The following is a 21,001-nucleotide window of genomic DNA, read 5'->3' as shown; positions in this document are numbered from 1 at the left end:
TAAATGGTGCAAACAATTGTCCACATTTTGTAATTCCCTTGCAGGAGATAAGCTATTTTTATAGCAGACTGAGAATCGATATTTGAAATAGATCCATCATTCTGATCGATAATAATGTATATAATTTTTTATTTAATCAAAAATTGATTCTGCCTAGGTATATACCTGAGTGGGTTAATTTTGACTTATACTACAGGAATTGGTAAAATTAATTTACACATTGTAATATTTTTGAAGAAAAGAAAAAATATTCATAGCAATCCAAATAGATATATTTTGTTAGGAAGTACTAATGAAACGCTTACTTTCGAAGTGGCATACAAATGAAAACGCTAATTAATAGAAGTCGATTTTTAAAAGCTGTTGAATACATCAGTGAAAATCATTTTTCCAAACCTTATTCTATTACTCCGATGGTAGGGCGTTGGTTTAACCAATTGGCAATGATTCAGCTTGCGAATAGCAAATTGCTTCATTTAAGTGGCGATGTCGCCAGAAAATATGTTGATATTATTTTGGATGGGAAGATTGTAGCTCCGGAAGACTTAAAACTCGTCCACAAGTTTCATGCTTCTGACTCGGAATTTGAAAAAGAACGGGCTGAAATAGAAGCTAAAATCCTTGAGCTCACTAAAGCTGAGAAAGAAGCCGTTGAATCTGAAAAAGCAGAAGAAATCCGCAAAGCTCTTGAAGAACAAAAAGAAAACTTAAAATCATTTGACTCCGATAAACTAAAAGCGAAGCAATTGTATGATGATATTGTTGCTCGAGGTCAATCCATTTTGAATGAAGAGCGTCTTGAAGGCGATTTTAATTCCAAAATAAAACATATTGTTTATCGCCCAAACCATGGCTTAACTCATTCAGTCAGAGCCGCCTATTCCATCACTGCAATACATACCTTTATGCAAGAACAGAATTCGGCCTATAAAGAATTATCCGAACCTGAGCTTGAAAAATTACAGATGATGATGCTGTTTAGTGTTGTAGGCCGTAAAGATGAAACAGGATTCAACGATACCGGGGCAAATAAACTGGGGCGTGCTACTTATGAAAGTTTTAGGGTGGCATCAGGAAGAGAATACCTGAAATATTGTAGTGATAATGCCAAGCATCTTTATAGGGATGATCTGGATAAACTCTATCAAGACGCCATTATTGTCGAATTAATGGGTTACTCCAATATCAAAGATTGTATTGACCTAAGAGTTTCACCACCAGAGGTATTCATAGATTATGTCATTGAAAAAGAAAAGCGCGTCGGAAACGACATTTCGCGCGAACAAGCACTGACCTTGATCATCAAAAAACGCTATTCCATTGCAAATTTATTTCCTGTTGGCCCAATTCGTGATTTGGCCGATGCCAAACTTTCCATGATGAACAAGGCCCATGGCATCGATTTAACTCGTTGTTATCCTCTGTATCCTGCTAAAGAAGGAGGAGCAAAGAGTGTTTCTATTTTATTTTCTTATTTAAGCCAAAGTGGCTTGTTCAAAACAATAGACAGCGCTGAAACAGCAAAATTAGCATCAGCGTTCAATATACTACGTTGCAGTTTTGATACATTGGAGTTAACCGGACAAAACTCCATGTTTGGATTGATCTCCAGAGAAATCTTTGAAACAAAAAAAGAAAAGATTATAAAAACCCTAAAAGAAATCAACGAACAATTTACGCCACCCATTTCTGGAGAAAACCGGATTAAATTAGTGTCAGAAGCAAAATCATTCATTAAGGAACTAAGCCTCTTCTGGAACTTGAATAGTCCCAGTGACGAAACGCTCCTGGATTACTATCGTCAATTCCTGCTTCTTCAAGAAACAGTTAAATACCTTACTGATACGCAAAAACTGAATCCCAGTAAGAAAATGTTTGATTTTCAACACAGTGAAGAAGGCAATCCACATAAAGTGGACCACCACATGAACGCCGTTAGTTTAGTCAATGCGTTGGAAACCATCACGCCAGTACCAGGACTTGCTCAGCCCCCTTTGCCTGTTATTGCCAAAGTAAAACACGACAGGCCCAAAAACACCACCACTGCCTTTTTCGATGACCGTCAACAGGCAGAATCCTTTAAGGAAACTTACACCACCCTTTTTGGCATGACGCCAGACATTAACAGCACAGGCGATGGACAATTTTCTATTGATGTCGACAGAAAAAACTACCTGCAATTGGTCAAAGAGAGACAAGTTGAATTTAAACAGGTCACTGCACCTAAAACGATAAGTTGCGAAGAGTCTCTTGTTGGTGAAAATGGGATGGTAGAAGCATTGAATTTAATTGAACGTAGTCGAGCTCTGGTTCGTCTCGTCTCTACCACCCCTTTAAGTGGTGAAAAATTCCCGGATTACGATTATTTGCTAAGAGCCCTGGAAGACCCTGTACATGAGCGGTATAAACCACCTGAAAAAGATATCGAGAATTTTCCTATAGATAAAACGAAATACTCTGATCCTAGAAGTGGTGTTTCTTATCCAAGACAAGTGGTAACAACCCCCTTGCCGGAGCTGCGCTTTCAAGAGCCAGTGACAGAACCTGTGCGATTCACAGACAAACTTTCTGATGGATTAACCACAGGCAAACCAAGTGGGCCACGAAACACCATCTACACGAAAAAACTCGCTCATACTTTGTTGCCGGATCACGGAAAAGCAAAACCATTCGCTGGCTACAAACACAAGAGAAGTAACTATTTCCCGATTGGCGTACTTTCCGATATTGAACAGGTTGATTTGAAAGACGAGCGTTACGTCTGGTCACAGAATATGGCCACTTGCACCAAATTCTGGATTCGAGATACTTCAAAATATGAACAAAACCTTTATAAATTACTCCATGCTCAAATGGATAATACAGGAAAACCAATACGATATACAACTGGAGTCATTGCTTATGATAAAAGCAAAATACAGAAAGCCTCATCATCTGATGTACTAATTAAATACCTGAAAGATAAGGCAGATAAAGTTCTTAAATCTCTTAATAATAAGCATTACCACCCGACAGACGAGATAATTCATGACTTTAAAATGTTACTTCGACAAGAGCTTAAGGAGTATCTTGATCAAGTATCCACAGATAAGCAGGCACAAAAGCAAATTAAAGAAATTTATTCCTCCTTGCAAGAGTATTTAAACCAAGAAGCAGCCAGAAAGAACCCTAAATACGCTATTTCAGTTCGGGAACTCATTGCACAACAAAAAAAATCACCCGAAGTACGAGATCATAATGAAATATTGGCAGGAAACACCAAAAAAGCGACTCGAGCCCTTTATGCTTGCAAAGATACTTTATTCGACCGATTGAATCTCGCTTTTCACGCGATGCAAATTAAAAAACAATATCATTATGATGTGCCTCTTCTCATAATCAGTGAAGACAAACCACCTTATAACTATTCAGAAGCCCTGATCAAAGCCGATTTAAAAGAAGCTTATAATCTGTTAAAGGATAATCGATTTCCTTTTGACAGAAGTACATTCCCAGTATACGAGCTTGATAAAGATGGGAATATCGCTCTGGATAAAAACAAGAAACCTATCATTAAAGTCAATGATCTTGGTCGAGAAATTCAAGAACCGAAAAATATTAAGTATCAGATAGGGTTATTAAGAGACTTGTTTAAATTAGGTCTTCCTGAATTGGAAAATCTAGACCAGATAAAGCGTGGAAAGATTGATAAATCAGAAATAACCGAAGAGCAGGTCGATACAGCCATCGATTCTATAGTGGAGCAAATGGATATCGTTGGCAACATCAGGCGTGAAAAAAAACTCATGCAAGAAACCTTTGCCAAACCTGATCAAAAACCCAAAGAGGAGTTTTTCCTCCGTGCAGCAGCACTTGGCCACGGGTCTCTTGTTAAAGAGATATTAAAACGAGAGGATTTCAAGCCGTCACTGCCCTTAGTAGAAAAAGCCATGCAATTCGTTGAAAAAAATAACCATTCTGAGTTAAAAGAATCATTAACTGAATATTGGGGAACTTTAAATAGCGAATTTAAAGAGTTAAAGTCACTCATTGACCAACTAGAATCTATCAAAGCACATGCCTCTGAAACACTGGCAGAAACTCAAAAAAAACGAATTGAAATTATAATTAATGTAATCAATCAGACTCAAATTCTTCAAAAACAAATTAATCTTCCTCAAGAATTTACTGTGCTCATTCAACAAAAAACTCTAGAAACCCTGTTGAACAATGCCTCCAGGAAGGTAAAAAATGAAAATTTGGTGACAAAATTTAAGGAACTATTAGATAAAAATTATGATTTGATAAATCCTTATGCACAAATTCTCGCTAATAACCAAATGGTCAAATTAGACCAATTGATTGAGATTTATGAAGAACTAGGCATTGAACATCTCCTTAATACCTTAACAATTATTGGAGCCCGTGGATGGGATGCGGGCAACAATTATCGGTTATTGGTAGAATTTAAAGAAATAAAAAAAGCCAAACAATACCTTACAGATGAGGATGCTTTACATGATAAAAGTCTTATAAACATCAAAGAAGAATGTGGAAAATTGATTAGACAAATTGAAAATGCTGGATTGGGTAAACACGATACCGCCACTCAATATTATTGTAAAGCAATGAGAGACATGATAGAAAAAGGGAAAGATGATTATGTCATGATGTCTATGAACCTACAACAATTAAAACAGATTAATTCAGCAGTGCATTCCCCTGAAATGCAAGCGATAAAGGAACAGGTTGAGCGGCTTGAAAAAAATGCAGAAAGTCTTTTTAGTATAGGAAACAGGAGGAAAGCAAACCGAATCAAGGAAGCTGTAGCACATGTGCCCCTAATAGAAAGAATACATATTTTTTCAAATGAAAACAGCGCAAGCTGCAATAAAGTGAGATTAGCACTCGCTTCACACAGAATATCCTTTACAAACCCCATTAACGAGAGTAACAGAGTAATTTCTGAAAATGCTGCCAAAAGTTTTACAGAAGTTGAGAGGGTGGCAAATTCCTCAAAATCCAAAGAAGCAATTAGGTTATTTTATAGTAAAGAAAAAGAAGAAAAAAACGATGATGAAATACAAATTAACTCACCCACTCTTAAATAATTAGGCCTTGATCTCAGTTATAGGAGTTCCCATGATATCGATTCGTTTACTTGATGTACATACTTCCTCACCATTAAAAACTTAGAGTTGCGAATTCGGCAAAAGGATAACTATATTCTGCTGGCCATGCGCTGACAAGAAATACGAGGCATTTATAAATTAGTTTCCTCGCCTGAAGTAAAAGCAATAAAGCAGGAAATAGAGCGACTGGAGCGTGATGGATCCGGATTATGGGGGTTTATAATCCAATATATTGGGGCAACCAGTCCAAAGCAAAATGAGTAAAAGAAGGGATAATTCAAATTCCATTGGAAGAAAGAATAAATGCCTTTTCCAATACTGATAATCCTGGTTATAAAAAGGTCCAGGGCGAATGAGCACCATTTCCCATACCAGAACATTTGCGCGCTATTACAAAAATACAAAAATTTCTCGCACTAACACAGAATTTACATTAAAATTTAAATATGAAATAGAAGAGATAAGGGAAGGAAATAAAGAAAATATTATCAACCAAGACAAGAGAATGTAAATGTCCCTTTGTAGAATTTGAGGAGTATCCATGATCCCGATTAGTTTATTAGCTGCTCACCCCTCATCACCATTAAGCGCTTACAATAACATAGAACAATTAGTCAAGCGAGTAGATTTATATTCCGGGCATGATTTCTATTTTGGATTTAATAGCAGCAACCATACCTTTCTTGATATTATTGGAGGAAAACAGCCTTTGGCTATTAAGCATGGCCCTACATTGTCTCTTTATCAGGAAAATGTGTCAGGATTTTCCTATTCCATCTATTATATTGATCCTCTAAAAAAAGCATTACATCCCCTCATGACTATTTCCGCAGAACCCGGCGAGACCTATGTTGTTCAACAATTATTGCCTTGGTCATTTGCAGATTTTTATCTTCATGCCATAGGACCAGTTGCCGAGTCAGCACCCTCTAGTGGTAATACATCCAATGAAGAGCAAATTGTTCAGAATACTATTGCTCAATTGGCAACTAATAATTGGCCTACTGATCAAGAGGTACAGGGGTTAAATCATGCTATTACGACTCTGAACTCTAAAAATGCGAACATAAAAATATCTCTCAATGACATGATTGCATTAAGAGAAAAACTGGTTACGAAAATTCCTCAGACAACAAGTGTTGATTTTATTACTCCTTATTCCCCCTTTCATAATAACCCTAGGTTAACTACTGAATTTTTTACTGAGAAATTTCCTGATCGAATCACTATTAGAGTTTTGGAAGATAATTATCCTCGTATTGAAATCATTGCCCCTGGGCTATTTAATGATAATATTTACACAGCAATTTATAAAAAAACATCCCCTAAACTCTATGAACAATTTGCAAAATTACAAAACAACAGTGAAGAGCTATCTAAATTATTACAGAAAGAGTTTCCAGATATAGTAAATGACTTTATCGCACAGCATTGTGATGAAGTAATTGCTTCACAAAAAACACCAACTATAAATCCCAAACTATAACTGATAATTGGGAGGTGTGCCGTGTAATATGACAATCGGTAAGTCTTACTCTAAATCCCAATAACTTTTTGTATATTAGATATACAAAAAGACCAACACACTCTATAATCACAGAACATACACTTCAATGCGGAATAAAAAATTTTTAATTGCAGAGTATTAATAATCTAAGTCACTAAGTAAAAGTTTTTTTAAGCGAAGAGCTTGAGATTTTGCGTCTATCCTGAATCAAATCACTTCTATTCTGCGTAATTCGTAGTTATCAAGGAAAACTGTTATGTTCAAAGATATTATTAAACTTCTTGCCAAGGACAAAGAACAAAAAACCCTAGAGGAATATACTGAGAATAGTCTAAAAAAATCCAACCTTTCCTCACAGGCTAAAATCAAACTGGTTGAATTAAACCAAAAAAATCGTTTAAGCATTCTAAAACAGGTCATGATACACACTCTTGAAAATTTGTTTAAGAAAAAGCCAGACGAGTTTTTCAAGAATACCTATCACTATGACTGGTGGGCATTTCCTATGCATGTCCCACTCGAATGGAAATGGCCAAAAAGAAATTATGATGCGTCAATTAGCCTTGATGAAGCAAAAATTTTATTATTTGATGACGAATTTGTATCCTCTTATTTGGAATGTCTTTCTCTCTACATGGCGGCATTAAAAAAACATGGATGGAATGATTATCCGGTTCGATACGCGCGCATGCTGCATTCTTTGGCTTTATTTACTAAAGTTGCGAGTACTATGGATAACATGGAAACAACATACCAACGCTTATCACAAAAAGGAGAAGAAGCCATTGATTTTGCCAATACTCATTTAGTCAAAAAATATCCATCTTACACTTTATTTACTGAAGGAATGCAAAACCTCAAGAACGAAATTAAAAAATTTGAAGAATTTGCTGAGAATCGCTCAACAAATAAACTGAAATAAATTAGTGGAATTAGCAGCGCGGCCGGCTTATTAGCTTATTTTCATAAACCTGTTGCAACAGGATTAACGCCAATATTAGGATTAATCCCACAATCATCCAGAATTTTTAATAAATTATTTCCTTTACGGGTTAATCGTTTAATACAGTATTCTTCCAGATAACTGCTCAAAACATAATAATATTCGTCTAAAATCAGAATATTAAGAATTTTCTCCGCTCTTTCCAGATGACGCTTGTTAGCGTGATCACAAGCCTGAAACAAAATGCCTCCCAAGATTGCAGCAATACTTGCCTTACGTTCAGGACTGGCTAAATAAAATCGTTGTATGCATTCATCAAGAGCCCTGTCTTTATCCCACTCGACCCACTCATCATACAGTGATAAGGCCACATCAGGTTTAAAATTTTCTACGCTGGTTAGCTCCTGCATAGAATACGCTACTGGTACAACAGCTTGCACATTAGCCCACGAACAATTTCCACTAATTTGAGAACTAATTGGCATTTGAGCAAAAGGAAGCAGCCCCAATTGTTGATTAATCATTTGATGATAATATCGTCTGTTTTGTTTTTTATATAAAAAATCATGGATAAAATTGATTGTCAGTGCCTCTGGCCTGGTTATTCGGTAAATATTAACGCTTCCTTCTTGTAAGCTATTTTCACCCCTGTCAATTTTTGCCCACCACTGGTGATAACGGACAAAGCATAAGGCATGGCCGCGACTCGCCGCAGGAAGAATTAGCATAGGGGCTTTTAACAAAGCAGAGATACGTTTAAAATGCTGTTCGCCAAGTCTGGGATGATGTTGATACTGCAACAGCTCTGCCGCATCAGTAAAAGCATCCATAATATTATGAATATATGGAAAATAATCCCTTAAATGCCGAGTCGAATAACTACTGATAAATCTCCTTAGAGAGTCTTTTACAACAGCAACAGTGAATTCCAAAATAAACCCTTCATAATCAAGTTCGATGAATTCGCCTTTCGCATTGACAATATCCACATCGCCTTGCAATTCAAATCGATGACCAATCAATTTTGCATTAATAAAATCAAGAGCAAAATCAAGCTTCGCACCATGATGATATAACAACTGCTTTATTGCATCTTGGCCACGCAAAACCGGATAAACCAACACACAAAGACCATTACGAGTGTAGGCATTAGGATCAGCGCCGTAGGTTAATAAGAGTTTGGTCATATCCAAATCATTATTGTCCACTGCCCAATGTAATGGAGTGCGTCCTGTGACGTCTGGCTTGTTGATATCCACTTTTCGAGCAATTAACTGCTCTGCTATTTTAATTTGTCGTGTAATGGCACACTCTATGAGGGGAGTAAAACCATATTCATCGATGTCATCCAAAGATTCCCCCGCACGCAGATAAGCATCAAAATCAGGCATTCTATGACTGATAATATCGTTTGCAATACTCATTTAGGGCCCCCGGGGGGTAGGTGCTGTAGTAAATTTTGGCATATTGCCTAAGCGTAATTGTTTTTCTTTATCCTGTTCTCTTCTCTCATTATCAAACTCCCTTCTTGCTTCTGTATTAAGCGGCGGTTCAGGGTTTAAATTAGGATCTATTCCATCAAAACGCTGACTATTCAATTCAGGGTGTTGCAATATATTGTTTTGCAACTCCCCCTCTGGAGCAACCTTGATTTCTTCTTCAGGGTGTTCACGCGCTTTAACAGAAGCAAACCTTCTCTCTCCCTGTTGTTCAGCCAAACGTCTTCGTCTTTCCATTGCTTTTGTTTCAGAAACCAAGAAAGTACTTTCACTGCGATTGGAAGGCAATCTTGTGGGTAACTCAACATGAAACACTGAGCCCAACAAGACATAAACAGCTGCAGAACCACCATCCTTGGGTTTGGCGCTATGAAATGCCAATACCTCATTGATCTGAGGCAACCACCGATTCACCAGATTTTTCATTAAAGGCGGTTTGTCCTGAGAATTATCCGCGCCATGAACAATCAGAACGCATTGTTTGTTATTTCTTATTTGAGTTTGGATAAATTGATATAAGCTCTTACGAGCAGATTCAACGTTTAAACCGTTTAAATCCAGTTCGGCTTCCCAGGGAGTTTTTCCATTTTTTAAATCATTGAAGCGTTTTGATGATAAATTGGGTCGAGAGTAAGACAATACAGTACTCGCGAGCACTATTTCTTCGATCTCATCGGATAAATAATATTCTTTCGCCATCTTTTTCAAAATTTAACAGTCATAATAGAAGTATAACTTAGGATATAAAAAGTATGGCATTTTTTCTAATATAACCTGCATGACCTTATGGGGGCATACAGGTTTTCTATCAAGATACTTGATCTATGCTATTGCGGGAGTGGGAGCTTCACAGAAACTCTTTTTGCAGTATTTCAGCAATTTGTACCGCATTAGTTGCCGCACCTTTGCGAATGTTATCCGCGACTATCCACAAATTTAGTCCACAAGGATGAGAAATATCCTGTCTTATGCGCCCTACAAAAACATCATCATGCCCGACTGCATTCTTAATTGCTGTGGGATAACTTGCTTTAGAAAGATTATCCACTACAGTAACGCCGGGTGCCTTTGCCAAAAGCGCGCGAGCATCGTCAGCCGTCAAAGGCTTTTTTAATTCCAGATGAACCGCTTCAGAATGCCCATAAATTACAGGAACCCTGACGGCTGTAGGGTTAACCATAATGCTGTCATCTTCCATAATCTTGCGGGTTTCCCAGACCATCTTCATCTCTTCTCGTGTATAACCATTGTCTTCAAACTGATCAATATGAGGAAGCGCATTAAAAGCAATTTGCTGAGGATAAACTTGAACATTAGCTGGTCTCCCATTTAAAAGATCGCCTACCTGAGCAACCAGCTCGCTGATGGCTTTTTTGCCAGTTCCGGAAACAGACTGGTAAGTCGCCACATTAATACGACTAATACCAACAGCGTCATAGATTGGCTTTAGAGCAACGACCATCTGAATGGTAGAGCAATTAGGGTTAGCAATAATGCCTCTTTTAGTATAATCAGCAATTCGATGAGGATTCACTTCAGGGACAACAAGAGGAATATCATCCTCGTAACGAAAACAGGAGGTATTATCAACCACCACGCACCCAGCAGCCACAGCTTTTGGCGCATACTCTTTTGAAACAGCGCCGCCTGCAGAGAATAAAGCAAGATCGACTTTGCTAAAATCAAATTCTGCTAAATCCAAAATATCCAATTCCTGATCTCTAAAAGTCACTGTCTTACCTACTGAGCGAGAACTCGCTAATGGGTAAAGGGACTTAATTGGAAAGTTTCTTTCTTCCAAAACGGTCAAAAAGGTTTCTCCAACAGCGCCGGTGGCACCTACGATAGCTACATTCAAATATCTGCTCATTATGACCTCATCTTACCATCAATTAACAATGTGCTAGTCAAGTACAATTCCTGCTTGCGAAGCAGAAAACGGACTACGATATGGCTATATTTTGAAACGTTATAATTTATTATTTACACTGTGCTTTATGCCGTAGATAATGATCCATTAACACCAAAGCCATCATTGCCTCTGCAATTGGCACAGCCCTTATCCCCACGCAGGGATCATGCCGCCCTTTGGTTACTACAGTAACCTCTTTACCTTCAGTATTAATGGTCTGGCCTGGAGTTGTGATGCTTGAAGTTGGCTTTAAAGCGATGCTCACTTCGATGGGTTGCCCTGTCGCTATGCCTCCTAAAATACCACCGGCATGATTACTCAAGAATCCCTTGGCAGCCATCTGATCTCTATGATGACTTCCTAACTGCTCCACTGCATTAAAACCAGCTCCAATTTCAACACCTTTAACAGCATTAATTGACATCATTGCATAAGCAAGAGTAGCGTCCAGTTTATCAAATACAGGGTCTCCCAATCCTGTTGGCACTCCCCGTGCCAGTATCTTTACCCGAGCACCCACAGAATCACCCTGGCGTCTTAAACGATCTACATAATCAGCCAGCTCCTGAATTTGCTTATTATTAGGACAAAAAAAGGGATTTTTATTGATTTCATTTTCATTTTCAAACTGTAACTTCAAATCGCCCATTTGTTGTAAATAACCAATAATATCCAAGTTTAAATAACGCTTTAAATACAATCTGGCAATAGCACCGGCAGCGACTCGTGCGGCTGTCTCACGAGCGGAAGAACGGCCGCCCCCTCTATAATCTCTATGCCCATATTTATAATGATAGGTAAAATCAGCATGTCCTGGACGGAACAAATTTTTAATGTCTTCATAATCCCGGGAACGCTGATCAGTATTCTGTATCAGCAATGCAATGGGAGCTCCTGTCGTTTTCCCATCAAATACACCAGAAAGAATCTGTACCTTATCTTCCTCTCGTCTCTGGGTAGTATATTTAGATTGACCCGGTTTACGTTTGTCTAAAAATGGTTGGATATCTGCTTCAGTTAAAGACATGCCGGGAGGACAACCATCGACTATACATCCGATAGCAGGACCGTGGCTTTCACCAAAGGTTGTTACAGTAAATAACGTTCCAAAGGTATTCCCTGACATGCCTTACTCGCTTATTTAAAATAGTCTTCTAATTGCTGTCTTGTTAATAAAAACACCCCTTGCCCGCCGTTGCTCATTTCAAGCCAGGTAAAAGGAACCATAGGATAAGTCTCGCATAAAGCCTCTTCACTATTACCTACTTCCACTACCAAAATCCCATGTTCACTTAAATAAGCATGGGCATTCTTTAAAATTTTTTCAATAATAGCCAAGCCATTATTTCCTGTTTCCAATGCCAAAACCGGTTCATGGCGGTATTCATCCGGCAGGGTCTGCATCTCTTCCTTCCCCACATAAGGAGGATTGCTCACGATCAAATCATATTGTTTACCTGACAGTGCCGTAAAACAATCCGATTCAATCAGTGCCAATTGATCGCCTACATCATGACGTTCACAATTAATAGTAGCGACAGCCAATGCTTGATTTGAAATATCCACAGCATCCACCTGAGCCTCAGGGAATGCATAACAACAGGCAATCGCTATACAACCACTCCCGGTACATAAATCCAAAACATGATGCACTCGTTCTGCTTCTATCCAAGGGGAAAATTGATTATTGATTAACTCTCCTATTGGTGATCTGGGTATAAGCACTCGTTCGTCAACATAAAAAGGTACATCGCAAAAATAGGCTTCCTTAATTAAATAAGGCACTGGTACCCTTTGATTAATTCGTTTATCCAATTGATTACAAAGATGTTTGCGTTCACTAGTTGTTAAACGTGCATTCAATAAAAAGGGATCAACATCGTATGGTAAAGACAAGCTTCTCAATATCAAGGATCTCATGTCATCCCAAGCGTTGTCAGTTCCGTGGCCATAAAATAATTGCGCGTTTTCTGCACAAGACAAACTAAACCGTAAAAAATCCAGAATAGTAACCAGCTCTTCTGTTTCCTTGCTAAAATAACTACTCACAAGCGTATCAACCATAACCATAGAAAAAGTACAAATTGTACACTAAATTAAAACCTATGTCCTGTATTCTTTGTATAAGAGATGTGATTTAAGACGCCCCTTTGCATGGCTCGGTTTTCACCTAGCCTAAAGAATTACTTCAAATTAAGTTATAATTAAATATATTCTTTTGATGCCTGTTAAAAAATGACTGATGATTTCCTGTCTGATGAGGATAAAGCTCTATTTCGTCATCATATGCGTTCTGTAAAACCATTAAACGAAAAAACAAAACGCGTAAAAAGCCCCACGCAACCTACTCATGAAAAAAAAACCACAACTTTCAAGAGTCAGTCCGTACCCAAAGAAGAATATTTTTTATCTGATTTTATTCGTGACACTGTTCAATCCAACACTATTTTATCTTTTTCAGGACCAAACATTCCCAGCCAGAGATTCCGTGCACTAAAAAATGGACAAATTCCATGGGAAGCCAAGCTGGATTTACACGGATTAAAAACTGAAGCAGCTCGCCAAGCGCTTTATGATTTTATCCAGACTCAGTCACTCAATAATAAACGCTGCTTACTTATTGTTCACGGCAAAGGAGGTCATCAAGGCGCTCCCCCGGTAATAAAAAACCTAATCAATCGCTGGCTGCCGCAATTTAGTCAAGTCCTGGCATTCCACAGCGCTCTTCCAAAAGATGGAGGATTAGGAGCCGTGTACGTCTTATTAAAAAGAAATAGAGAAAAGGATGAACAGGGCAATTACTAGTAACACTTTACTTGCGTTAAAGCAGTAATCTTAGGATAATTCGTCAAATTAAAAAATATCTTGAGTACAGCTATGGAAAAATTAGGTCAGTTCATCATCAATCATTGGCAACTCTGGCTCGCCTTTGTTGTGGTTGTATTTTTAATTTTCATTAATGAAATACTCTCTCAAAGAAAGAAAGCCAAAGAAGTTTCACCGCAATCCCTGGTTGATTTAATGAACAATGGAAATGCCATCGTAATCGACATACGCGACAAAGAATCATTCAAAAATGGTCATATCATTAATTCAATGAACGTAAATCCTGATGATTTTGAACAACAAAAAATGAGCAAGTACAAAGATAAACCCATTATCCTGGTCTGCGCACGAGGCTTACAATCTCCAACCCTAGCCATGAAAATCCGCAATCAAGGTTACCAACCCCTGGTTTTGAGTGGTGGAATTCAAGCCTGGCAAAATGCTGATCTTCCTTTAGTGAAGGGTAAATGAACAGATGAATGAAGTCATACTCTACACTACAGGCTATTGTCCTTATTGCATCAAAGCAAAAGAACTACTAGATAGAAAAAAGGTTATCTATACAGAAATCCGCGTCGATTTACAGCCTGAATTACGTGAAGAAATGATACAAAAAAGTGGCCGGCGTACAGTGCCTCAAATTTTCATTAATGGCCAGGCAATTGGTGGCTGCGATGATTTATATGCCCTGGAAGCCCAGGGAACATTAAATGAACTTTTAAAAAAATAGGAATAAAACATGACTGAACAACTGAATACCAATCAGCAAAATGATGAAGCTCAATTCATGATTCAACGAATCTATATCAAAGATTTATCCTATGAAACACCAAATACACCGGCTGTTTTTCAACAACAATGGGAACCAGAGCTCAAACTGGATCTCAATACAACGACTACTCAACTGGATAAAAACGTTTATGAAGTGGTTTTAACTGTTACAACCACTGTGATGAATCAAAAAACCACAGCATTTTTGGTTGAAGTAAAGCAAGCGGGCATCTTTACTATCCAAGGCGCCGCAGCAAGTCAGTTGGATCACTTGCTTCATAGCTTCTGCCCCAGCATCCTGTTCCCCTATGCTCGTGAAGCAATTACCTCGCAAGTCATTCGTGGCAGCTTCCCCCAATTAGTACTCGCACCGATTAATTTTGATGCTTTATATATGCAGCAGCTGGAAGAAAAACAAAAAGCAACTGGAGCTAAAGACGAGACTGTTTCTCACTAAGATGAATAAAAAAACCATTGCCATGTTAGGTGCCGGCTCCTGGGGCACTGCTGTCGCAATTCATTTAGCTAAAATAGGGCATAAAACGCTGCTGTGGGGCCATAACCCACAGCATGTTGCCCTCATGGCTGAACAGCATTCAAATCCAGCTTACCTTCCTGGTATACCTTTTCCAGAGAATTTGATTCCTTCTGATGATTTAATTGAATGCGTTCAATCAGCAGATTATGTCATCATAGCAGTTCCTTCTCATGCCTTTGCGGAAATAATCAATAAAATCCCTAAACCAACCCAAGGATTGGCGTGGCTTACGAAGGGTGTTGATCCAGCGAGTCATCAATTATTAAGCCAACTGGTTGCCAGTCGATTTGGGGTTGATTTTCCCATAGCAGTTATTTCAGGCCCATCCTTTGCCAAAGAAGTGGCTCGCTTCCTGCCTACAGCTCTCACTTTGGCCAGTAACAATACGAACTATCAAAAAAAAATGCACCAACTATTTCATCACGACAACATTCGTGTCTATTTAAGTGATGATTTAATAGGTGTGCAATTATGTGGCGCTGTTAAAAATATCTTGGCGATAGCCTGTGGAATCAGTGATGGCTTAGGGTATGGTGCTAATGCCAAAGCAGCGCTTATTACCCGTGGACTTGCTGAAATGACTCGTTTGGGATTAAGCATGGGAGCAAGGCAAGATACTTTTCTAGGCTTGGCTGGTGTAGGGGACTTGGTATTGACTTGTACTGATGATCAATCACGCAATCGCCGCTTTGGATTGCTCTTGGGCCGTGAAGTGCCTATTCCTGAAGCCGAACACCAAATTGGCCAAGTGGTTGAAGGGAAACACAATGCAGCGCAAATTTGTGCTATAGCCAATAAAAATAAAGTGGAAATGCCAATTTGTGAGCAAATTAATGCGCTATTGCATGGTATTGTTCATGCCCAACAGGCCGTGAGCAACTTGATGAGTCGTCCCGCCAAGGAAGAATAACCTTTGCCCTTGCAAAAAATCATATTAAATTAAGTTTAGTGCACCAGGACACCAGGATGCAGGTGATACAGATGGATTGACGACATTAACCCATAGCATCAATCAATTCAATATCACTCAAACTCAATTGCTCACCCAAAAATATCTCGCCTACCTTCTGGAACCTATTAATAGAATCTGTTACCAAATAGTTGACTCTGGGGGGAACTATTAAATTGTCATTGTGCAGATTTTGATTTTGCAATAATTCACAAAGAGAAATTGCAGTCGCCTGAGCAGAATCGACAATTGCGACATCTTTTGGTAATAAGCTGGATAACAAGGGTTTAAATACCGGAAAATGAGTGCATCCCAATAACACCGCATCTTCATCCGAAAAATCGTCGAGATAATGCTTCAATGCCTCACGAGCAACTGCATTAGTCACCATACCTTCCTCTGCCAAGGCGACTAAAACACTACATGCCCGACTGCTGACAACTGCCTCAGGCAAATTCTTTATGATCAAATCATGATAGGCTCTGGAAGCAATAGTTGTTTCTGTAGCCAGAACAGCAATACGATGATTTTTAGTAGCTGACACCGCAGCGGCTGCGCCAGGTGCCACCACACCCAGAACCGGAATATCGGTTAACATGCTCTGTAAATGGGGCAAGGCAGCCGTCGTTGCGGTATTACAGGCAATGACTAAAGCTTTTATGCGGCGCTCAACCAGAATTTTTGCCATTTGCATAGCGTATTGTTTGACAGTATCGGGACTTTTAGTACCATAAGGTAAGCGGGCTGTATCTCCCAAATAAACAAAAGATTCCTGAGGTAATTTATCCCGCAGAGCCCTTAAAACCGTAAGCCCCCCCATGCCTGAATCGAATACACCAATAGCCAAATCCTTGTTAGAGTTCAATTGATTACTCCTTCTTGTCATTTATTTCTTGGCTTTCTTATTTGGCATAATAGCCTCGTTCTACCAAAAATGAGGGCCAAAGTCATTATTATTTACTTACGCATCCCTGTACTCGGACTTTCAGGTGCTGGTCCTTCTTGTTCAATGGTTCTTTCAGTTTTTTTATGCACCGGATTCAGTTCCTTCTTCATCTTGCTTTGTTTATCAGTAATCTCTTGTACTTTGGAATCCACTTTTTCTCTTTCTTTCTGAGGACTAAATTTCTCATCAGTCATCTGTTGCATATGTTTTATTTTAGACTGTATGATATTCTGGGTCTCTGTTAATCCTGTGTTAGTAAATACCTGACTATATAATGAATTGCTGCTAAATCCCCACAACCGCCCTTTCACATTATCCGGATGGAATACTGCAGAATCCACCTGAATCGCGTCAGGGTTAAACTTGAATTTTGGATTCTTTTCACCAAGGATCACCAGGGAAGTGTACAAATATTCCAGTTCTTCGGGATTAGATCCGCGTAATAGTATCGGTTTATCCTTGGTTGGCGGACTATCCAGACTTGCTAAAATATCAGTCGCCATCGCCATGTAAAAATTGACGTTAGCTTCTACCGGAGGATCTCCACTTGGAGGATTTGGAGGTGGAACTTGCGTCGGGGATTGTAAAATCTCAAATTTACTTCCGGGAACCTTGCTAATTTCTCCTTTTTTGCTCGTTACTTGATCAGGAACATTGTTATCCTGAGTATACCGTCCTATCGTTTCCACAGGAGCACCGGATTTCGGTGCTGTTTTATGAGATACATCAACGACAACAATCTGCCCTTCCGGTATTTTTTCACCAACAAGAAATTCTTGTATCCTTCCGTTAGAACCAGTAGTAGCGGTTGTACTCGATCTCAGAGAAGGATTAGGGACATTGGGTAATGGCGGTATCTGATCACGTGAAACAGGAGGATGGCGTTTGATACCCTCAGAGTTGTAGTAATAATGCATCTTCCCTTTGGCTGCCACGTCCACTTCCTTTACAATGGTTTCTAACTTTCCCTGTATTTTTTTATAAAAATCCAAATCCTTGCGCACCGCATCCAACTCAGTTTGCAAATCAGTACGTAATTTTTTGATTTCCTCTTTTTGTTCCAGGGCCAAGCCAGCAGCCTTAAATTGACTATCTTTGGGCAAGCTCTTCAAATGACCTTCGAGAGCAATCACCTGACGTCGTAATTGTTCAACAACCAGTTCACAATCCCTGGATAACCCTTCATATCTTTCTTTCATCTGAGCTGCTTTGGATCTGGCGGTACCCTGAAAGGTTGGGTTGTATAAATGAACTGGATCAATATCATTGATAAACTTTAATTTATCTGCGTTTGTTCTTATTGGTCCTGTAATTCCCTTAATAGATTCTAATTCAGTACTCAGAGCTTTGATTGCTGTCATAACGTTAGCAGGATTGGTACCTAACAATTCCTGTTTCCTGAGATCATTTTTTATCTCGTTAAATAAAGCAGGGGTTAGCTCTCTTAAAAAATCTTGTTTAAGCTTTTGAAGTCCCGGATCAGTCGGATTTTTGCCAAATAAATTATCGGAGTATTCTTCAACGGTTTTACTGTCCTTTAGATTTTCGAAAAAGTAATTTGTTATAGGTGAGCTTGTAAGTGTTGATGGCTTTTCTCGTATTCCAAAAATTACAAGTTTATCCAAACTTAATAAGACACCTAATAGTTTTTTATTTCCTGAGTTAGCAGGATTATTGTATTCAATATACAAATTCTTATTATATTCTTGCTGCTTACTCATCTCATCTTTTCGAAGAGTTGAGCTGGTAAAAGCAGTGCCATCATCGTTTAAATTAAAGGCGTTGTAAAAATCTTTTTGATTTACAGGGCCAGATTGAGTTTTAATGGCATCAATCAAGGTTTTGTAGTCGGTGACCTGTGTATAGGTATTGGGGTTAGAATTGGCGGTGGTTAATGCCTGATTAATAGCAGCAACTTGCTTGTCATTTAAAGTGATTTCAGGTTTAAAATTAGCCAAAACTCTGGCTACCTCGGCATTGTGAATGGCCCTAAATCCCTCGAGTCTTTTATTCTCTGTCAAGAGCTCTGCAATTCCGGATGCATTTTTTCCAAGGTAATGTTCTGCTACATGAGATTCATAAGCATTCATTAAATGGCGTAATTGTTGTGGCTTGGCCAAAATCTCTCTTTGTTTTTCGGCTGGAAGCTGGGTCAATGCACTCATTAATTTCGAATGGGCCCCGCTGCCTAAAGAAGACACTCTATTTATTTCAAGTTCAAACTGGCGCGCTCTTGCCCATTGCTTCATATCTTTCAAATCGGTGTCTTTCACCCAATCCGCTGGAGTGATACCTAACTTCTTGAGTACCTCTTTAAATTTATCCAAATTTTTAGCCCCGTCTAATACTTTTAAAGCATCCAAGGCCTTTAAATTCGGCTCATTCTTGAGGTTATTGATAAAGCTTCTCATCATGGCTTTTTTGATAGAACCAAAATTGTCTTCGGTCACTGCATTAGCGATATAATCATGGTCTCCCAAAAGCCCTGTTTTTTTCAATTCAGCAATCAATGCCTTGGCATCTTTGGCGTTGAGAGCATCCTTCAGATTTTGAGTTGTTGAGGATAAAACGACTTGAAGATAACGAGCTCCCAATACTCCTTGGGCCCTCTGCCATTCTGACTCCGGTAAGTACGTTTTATAAGGTTCATCTAAACTGTTTTTAAACCCTGCAGCTGTCGTACTTTCCAACCCGTTTTTTTTGGCTAATAGCTCATCGTGAGATAATGATTGGACATAACTATCAAATCCTCTCTTGGCAACTTCCTGTTCTAGTTTTTCAACCCTTTCTTCCAGAGCATCAACTACTTCTCTACTCAAAAACAATACCCCGTTTCCTTCAGTAGGAAAACCCAAGGCATTCGCAGCACGTTCAGCCTCGGGTTTACTCCTGGCATCACGCAAGTCTTTTAATAATTGTGTATTTTCAGAACTGTTAATCAATTTAAGCAATAACAAATCACGAGCCTGTTCTTTAATCCTTTTGATCGCTTCATCAGATAAAACACCAGTAGATTTGTTAATAGCTTTCGGGGGAATCGTCGGGGTATATTCTTCTTTTAACCAACCATGCACATTCCCTTCACTAAAATTACCCAAAGCTGGTTTTTTGGATTCGATATAAGCCCTGCACTCTTCAGGATTGTTTTTTAAAATAGCAACTAAAGTATCAACATCAGATTTCACCAACCCAAGCTTAACACGTTGCTCAGCGGCCAATTGGCGCATCTTTTGAAAACTATTAATAGTATCTTGTGAATCTAAAAATTTATCTGAGGTAAAATAATCAGGTATAGGCATTTGTTGTCGGAATACATATACTCCTGCGAGTTCAGTTTCATGGGTCATTAAATGACCAAAATTGGGAACTGGGTATTTTTTCCAAAAATCTTCATTATCTTTAATGGCTTTTCTAAATTCATCTGGTTTGTTTGGATCGGCCTTTAAAATATCATCGAAAGCTTTATTCCGAAGAACTTCATCTTCTTGAGCTAACTTAGAGAGATCTGATAGCACGTCATAAAGTTGTTTATTGATTGGCATAAGATATGCTCCTCGGAAATCATCATTTAACTATTTTAAGCCAAAAATCTTAAGTTATCCTTAAATTTTGCCGATATTAATATCACAATGCTTGAATAGGTGAAACCTAAGCTAGCTTTATAATTAGAAGTATAGCAAGGATAAGGTGAATAGAATGAGAATAAAAATAATTCTTTGTGGGTTAATTCTAACAAACCTCACCTATGCCCAAGGCTGTATTGTTGGCGGTCAGGCTTCTCAACCCAGGTATGTCTGTTTTGATGGGCGAACGTTGGATCTGACTGAAGCAGGCCTTGTATGGAATGCCAAACGGGGATGTTTTATCAGCTCAGTACCTTGCTGTAACTACAACGCCACTCATTATGCTTATCACCCGAATCCGGCCAAAATAGGCGGAGCCTATGCCCGTTGCAGGCACGACTATCCGTTTACTCTTGGCCAAATGCAAACTCATTAA

16 protein-coding genes are annotated in these 21,001 nt (G+C 38.8%); 9 read left to right on the top strand and 7 right to left on the bottom strand.

The window, feature by feature from the left end:
* Positions 1–323 precede the first annotated feature (323 nt).
* The 3 genes from OQI99_RS00900 to OQI99_RS00890 all read left to right on the top strand — a co-directional run bounded on the left by OQI99_RS00900 (position 324) and on the right by OQI99_RS00890 (position 7,540).
* Positions 324–5,090, top strand: coding sequence for a SidE phosphodiesterase domain-containing protein (locus OQI99_RS00900; RefSeq protein ID WP_061513862.1), 4,767 nt, complete (start codon positions 324–326; stop codon positions 5,088–5,090).
* Positions 5,091–5,652: 562 nt separating this feature from the next.
* Positions 5,653–6,597, top strand: a complete 945-nt coding sequence (locus OQI99_RS00895; protein WP_061513861.1) for a hypothetical protein — start codon at positions 5,653–5,655, stop codon at positions 6,595–6,597.
* 277 nt (positions 6,598–6,874) lie between these two features.
* The gene (locus OQI99_RS00890; RefSeq protein ID WP_061513860.1) at positions 6,875–7,540 is read left to right on the top strand and encodes a hypothetical protein; all 666 of its coding nucleotides are present in this window, start codon (positions 6,875–6,877) and stop codon (positions 7,538–7,540) included.
* Between the two features lie 41 nt (positions 7,541–7,581).
* On the opposite strand, the gene ankH is transcribed toward OQI99_RS00890, so the two are convergent.
* The 5 genes from ankH to prmB form a co-directional block, all read right to left on the bottom strand.
* The gene (gene ankH / locus OQI99_RS00885) at positions 7,582–8,985 is read right to left on the bottom strand and encodes a Dot/Icm T4SS effector AnkH/LegA3 (RefSeq protein ID WP_061513859.1); all 1,404 of its coding nucleotides are present in this window, start codon (positions 8,983–8,985) and stop codon (positions 7,582–7,584) included.
* Positions 8,986–9,759 carry a Smr/MutS family protein gene (locus OQI99_RS00880; protein ID WP_061513858.1) on the bottom strand — a complete coding sequence of 258 codons (774 nt, stop codon included), beginning with the start codon at positions 9,757–9,759 and terminating at the stop codon, positions 8,986–8,988.
* A gap of 148 nt (positions 9,760–9,907) precedes the next feature.
* Positions 9,908–10,930 carry an aspartate-semialdehyde dehydrogenase gene (locus OQI99_RS00875; protein WP_061513857.1) on the bottom strand — a complete coding sequence of 341 codons (1,023 nt, stop codon included), beginning with the start codon at positions 10,928–10,930 and terminating at the stop codon, positions 9,908–9,910.
* 109 nt (positions 10,931–11,039) lie between these two features.
* Positions 11,040–12,098, bottom strand: a complete 1,059-nt coding sequence (gene aroC, locus OQI99_RS00870; protein WP_061513856.1) for a chorismate synthase — start codon at positions 12,096–12,098, stop codon at positions 11,040–11,042.
* A gap of 11 nt (positions 12,099–12,109) precedes the next feature.
* Positions 12,110–13,042, bottom strand: coding sequence for a 50S ribosomal protein L3 N(5)-glutamine methyltransferase (prmB, locus tag OQI99_RS00865; protein ID WP_265731087.1), 933 nt, complete (start codon positions 13,040–13,042; stop codon positions 12,110–12,112).
* A 165-nt stretch (positions 13,043–13,207) separates the two neighbouring features.
* On the opposite strand from prmB, the gene OQI99_RS00860 reads away from it, so the two are divergent.
* The 5 genes from OQI99_RS00860 to OQI99_RS00840 all read left to right on the top strand — a co-directional run bounded on the left by OQI99_RS00860 (position 13,208) and on the right by OQI99_RS00840 (position 16,017).
* Complete coding sequence (locus OQI99_RS00860) at positions 13,208–13,777, top strand: Smr/MutS family protein (RefSeq protein ID WP_061513854.1); 570 nt, start codon at positions 13,208–13,210, stop codon at positions 13,775–13,777.
* A 72-nt stretch (positions 13,778–13,849) separates the two neighbouring features.
* Positions 13,850–14,269: a rhodanese-like domain-containing protein gene (locus OQI99_RS00855; protein ID WP_010948012.1), complete on the top strand. Its 420-nt coding sequence runs from the start codon at positions 13,850–13,852 to the stop codon at positions 14,267–14,269.
* 4 nt (positions 14,270–14,273) lie between these two features.
* Positions 14,274–14,528 (top strand): glutaredoxin 3, encoded by a 255-nt coding sequence (grxC, locus tag OQI99_RS00850; protein WP_010948013.1) that lies wholly within the window; start codon positions 14,274–14,276, stop codon positions 14,526–14,528.
* 9 nt (positions 14,529–14,537) lie between these two features.
* On the top strand, positions 14,538–15,026 hold the full coding sequence (gene secB / locus OQI99_RS00845; protein ID WP_011216200.1) for a protein-export chaperone SecB: 489 nt from the start codon (positions 14,538–14,540) through the stop codon (positions 15,024–15,026).
* A gap of 1 nt (position 15,027) precedes the next feature.
* Positions 15,028–16,017, top strand: coding sequence for an NAD(P)H-dependent glycerol-3-phosphate dehydrogenase (locus tag OQI99_RS00840; RefSeq protein WP_265731086.1), 990 nt, complete (start codon positions 15,028–15,030; stop codon positions 16,015–16,017).
* A gap of 85 nt (positions 16,018–16,102) precedes the next feature.
* Here the strand turns inward: OQI99_RS00840 and murI are convergent, their stop codons facing one another.
* On the bottom strand, positions 16,103–16,942 hold the full coding sequence (gene murI, locus OQI99_RS00835) for a glutamate racemase (RefSeq protein WP_265731085.1): 840 nt from the start codon (positions 16,940–16,942) through the stop codon (positions 16,103–16,105).
* 71 nt (positions 16,943–17,013) lie between these two features.
* Complete coding sequence (locus OQI99_RS00830; protein WP_322783687.1) at positions 17,014–20,544, bottom strand: interaptin; 3,531 nt, start codon at positions 20,542–20,544, stop codon at positions 17,014–17,016.
* Positions 20,545–20,698: 154 nt separating this feature from the next.
* Here OQI99_RS00830 and OQI99_RS00825 point away from each other — a divergent pair, with 154 nt between their 5' ends.
* The gene (locus OQI99_RS00825) at positions 20,699–21,001 is read left to right on the top strand and encodes a hypothetical protein (RefSeq protein ID WP_061513850.1); all 303 of its coding nucleotides are present in this window, start codon (positions 20,699–20,701) and stop codon (positions 20,999–21,001) included.

Origin of the sequence: Legionella sp. PATHC039, assembly GCF_026191275.1 — a bacterium.
Taxonomy (GTDB): domain Bacteria; phylum Pseudomonadota; class Gammaproteobacteria; order Legionellales; family Legionellaceae; genus Legionella; species Legionella pneumophila.
The sequence above is the reverse complement of the archived record's forward strand: the minus strand, read 5'-3'. Positions and strand labels throughout refer to the sequence as shown.

What these genes read in the sequence shown, in the direction of transcription:
- prmB (WP_265731087.1), bottom strand. Translation starts at nt 13,042, where the DNA reads ATGGTTATGGTTGATACGCTTGTGAGTAGTTATTTTAGCAAGGAAACA.
- OQI99_RS00830 (WP_322783687.1), bottom strand. Translation starts at nt 20,544, where the DNA reads ATGCCAATCAATAAACAACTTTATGACGTGCTATCAGATCTCTCTAAG.
- murI (WP_265731085.1), bottom strand. Translation starts at nt 16,942, where the DNA reads ATGACAAGAAGGAGTAATCAATTGAACTCTAACAAGGATTTGGCTATT.
- OQI99_RS00855 (WP_010948012.1), top strand. Translation starts at nt 13,850, where the DNA reads ATGGAAAAATTAGGTCAGTTCATCATCAATCATTGGCAACTCTGGCTC.
- OQI99_RS00880 (WP_061513858.1), bottom strand. Translation starts at nt 9,759, where the DNA reads ATGGCGAAAGAATATTATTTATCCGATGAGATCGAAGAAATAGTGCTC.
- OQI99_RS00900 (WP_061513862.1), top strand. Translation starts at nt 324, where the DNA reads ATGAAAACGCTAATTAATAGAAGTCGATTTTTAAAAGCTGTTGAATAC.
- secB (WP_011216200.1), top strand. Translation starts at nt 14,538, where the DNA reads ATGACTGAACAACTGAATACCAATCAGCAAAATGATGAAGCTCAATTC.
- aroC (WP_061513856.1), bottom strand. Translation starts at nt 12,098, where the DNA reads ATGTCAGGGAATACCTTTGGAACGTTATTTACTGTAACAACCTTTGGT.
- OQI99_RS00890 (WP_061513860.1), top strand. Translation starts at nt 6,875, where the DNA reads ATGTTCAAAGATATTATTAAACTTCTTGCCAAGGACAAAGAACAAAAA.
- ankH (WP_061513859.1), bottom strand. Translation starts at nt 8,985, where the DNA reads ATGAGTATTGCAAACGATATTATCAGTCATAGAATGCCTGATTTTGAT.
- grxC (WP_010948013.1), top strand. Translation starts at nt 14,274, where the DNA reads ATGAATGAAGTCATACTCTACACTACAGGCTATTGTCCTTATTGCATC.
- OQI99_RS00875 (WP_061513857.1), bottom strand. Translation starts at nt 10,930, where the DNA reads ATGAGCAGATATTTGAATGTAGCTATCGTAGGTGCCACCGGCGCTGTT.
- OQI99_RS00825 (WP_061513850.1), top strand. Translation starts at nt 20,699, where the DNA reads ATGAGAATAAAAATAATTCTTTGTGGGTTAATTCTAACAAACCTCACC.
- OQI99_RS00860 (WP_061513854.1), top strand. Translation starts at nt 13,208, where the DNA reads ATGACTGATGATTTCCTGTCTGATGAGGATAAAGCTCTATTTCGTCAT.
- OQI99_RS00840 (WP_265731086.1), top strand. Translation starts at nt 15,028, where the DNA reads ATGAATAAAAAAACCATTGCCATGTTAGGTGCCGGCTCCTGGGGCACT.
- OQI99_RS00895 (WP_061513861.1), top strand. Translation starts at nt 5,653, where the DNA reads ATGATCCCGATTAGTTTATTAGCTGCTCACCCCTCATCACCATTAAGC.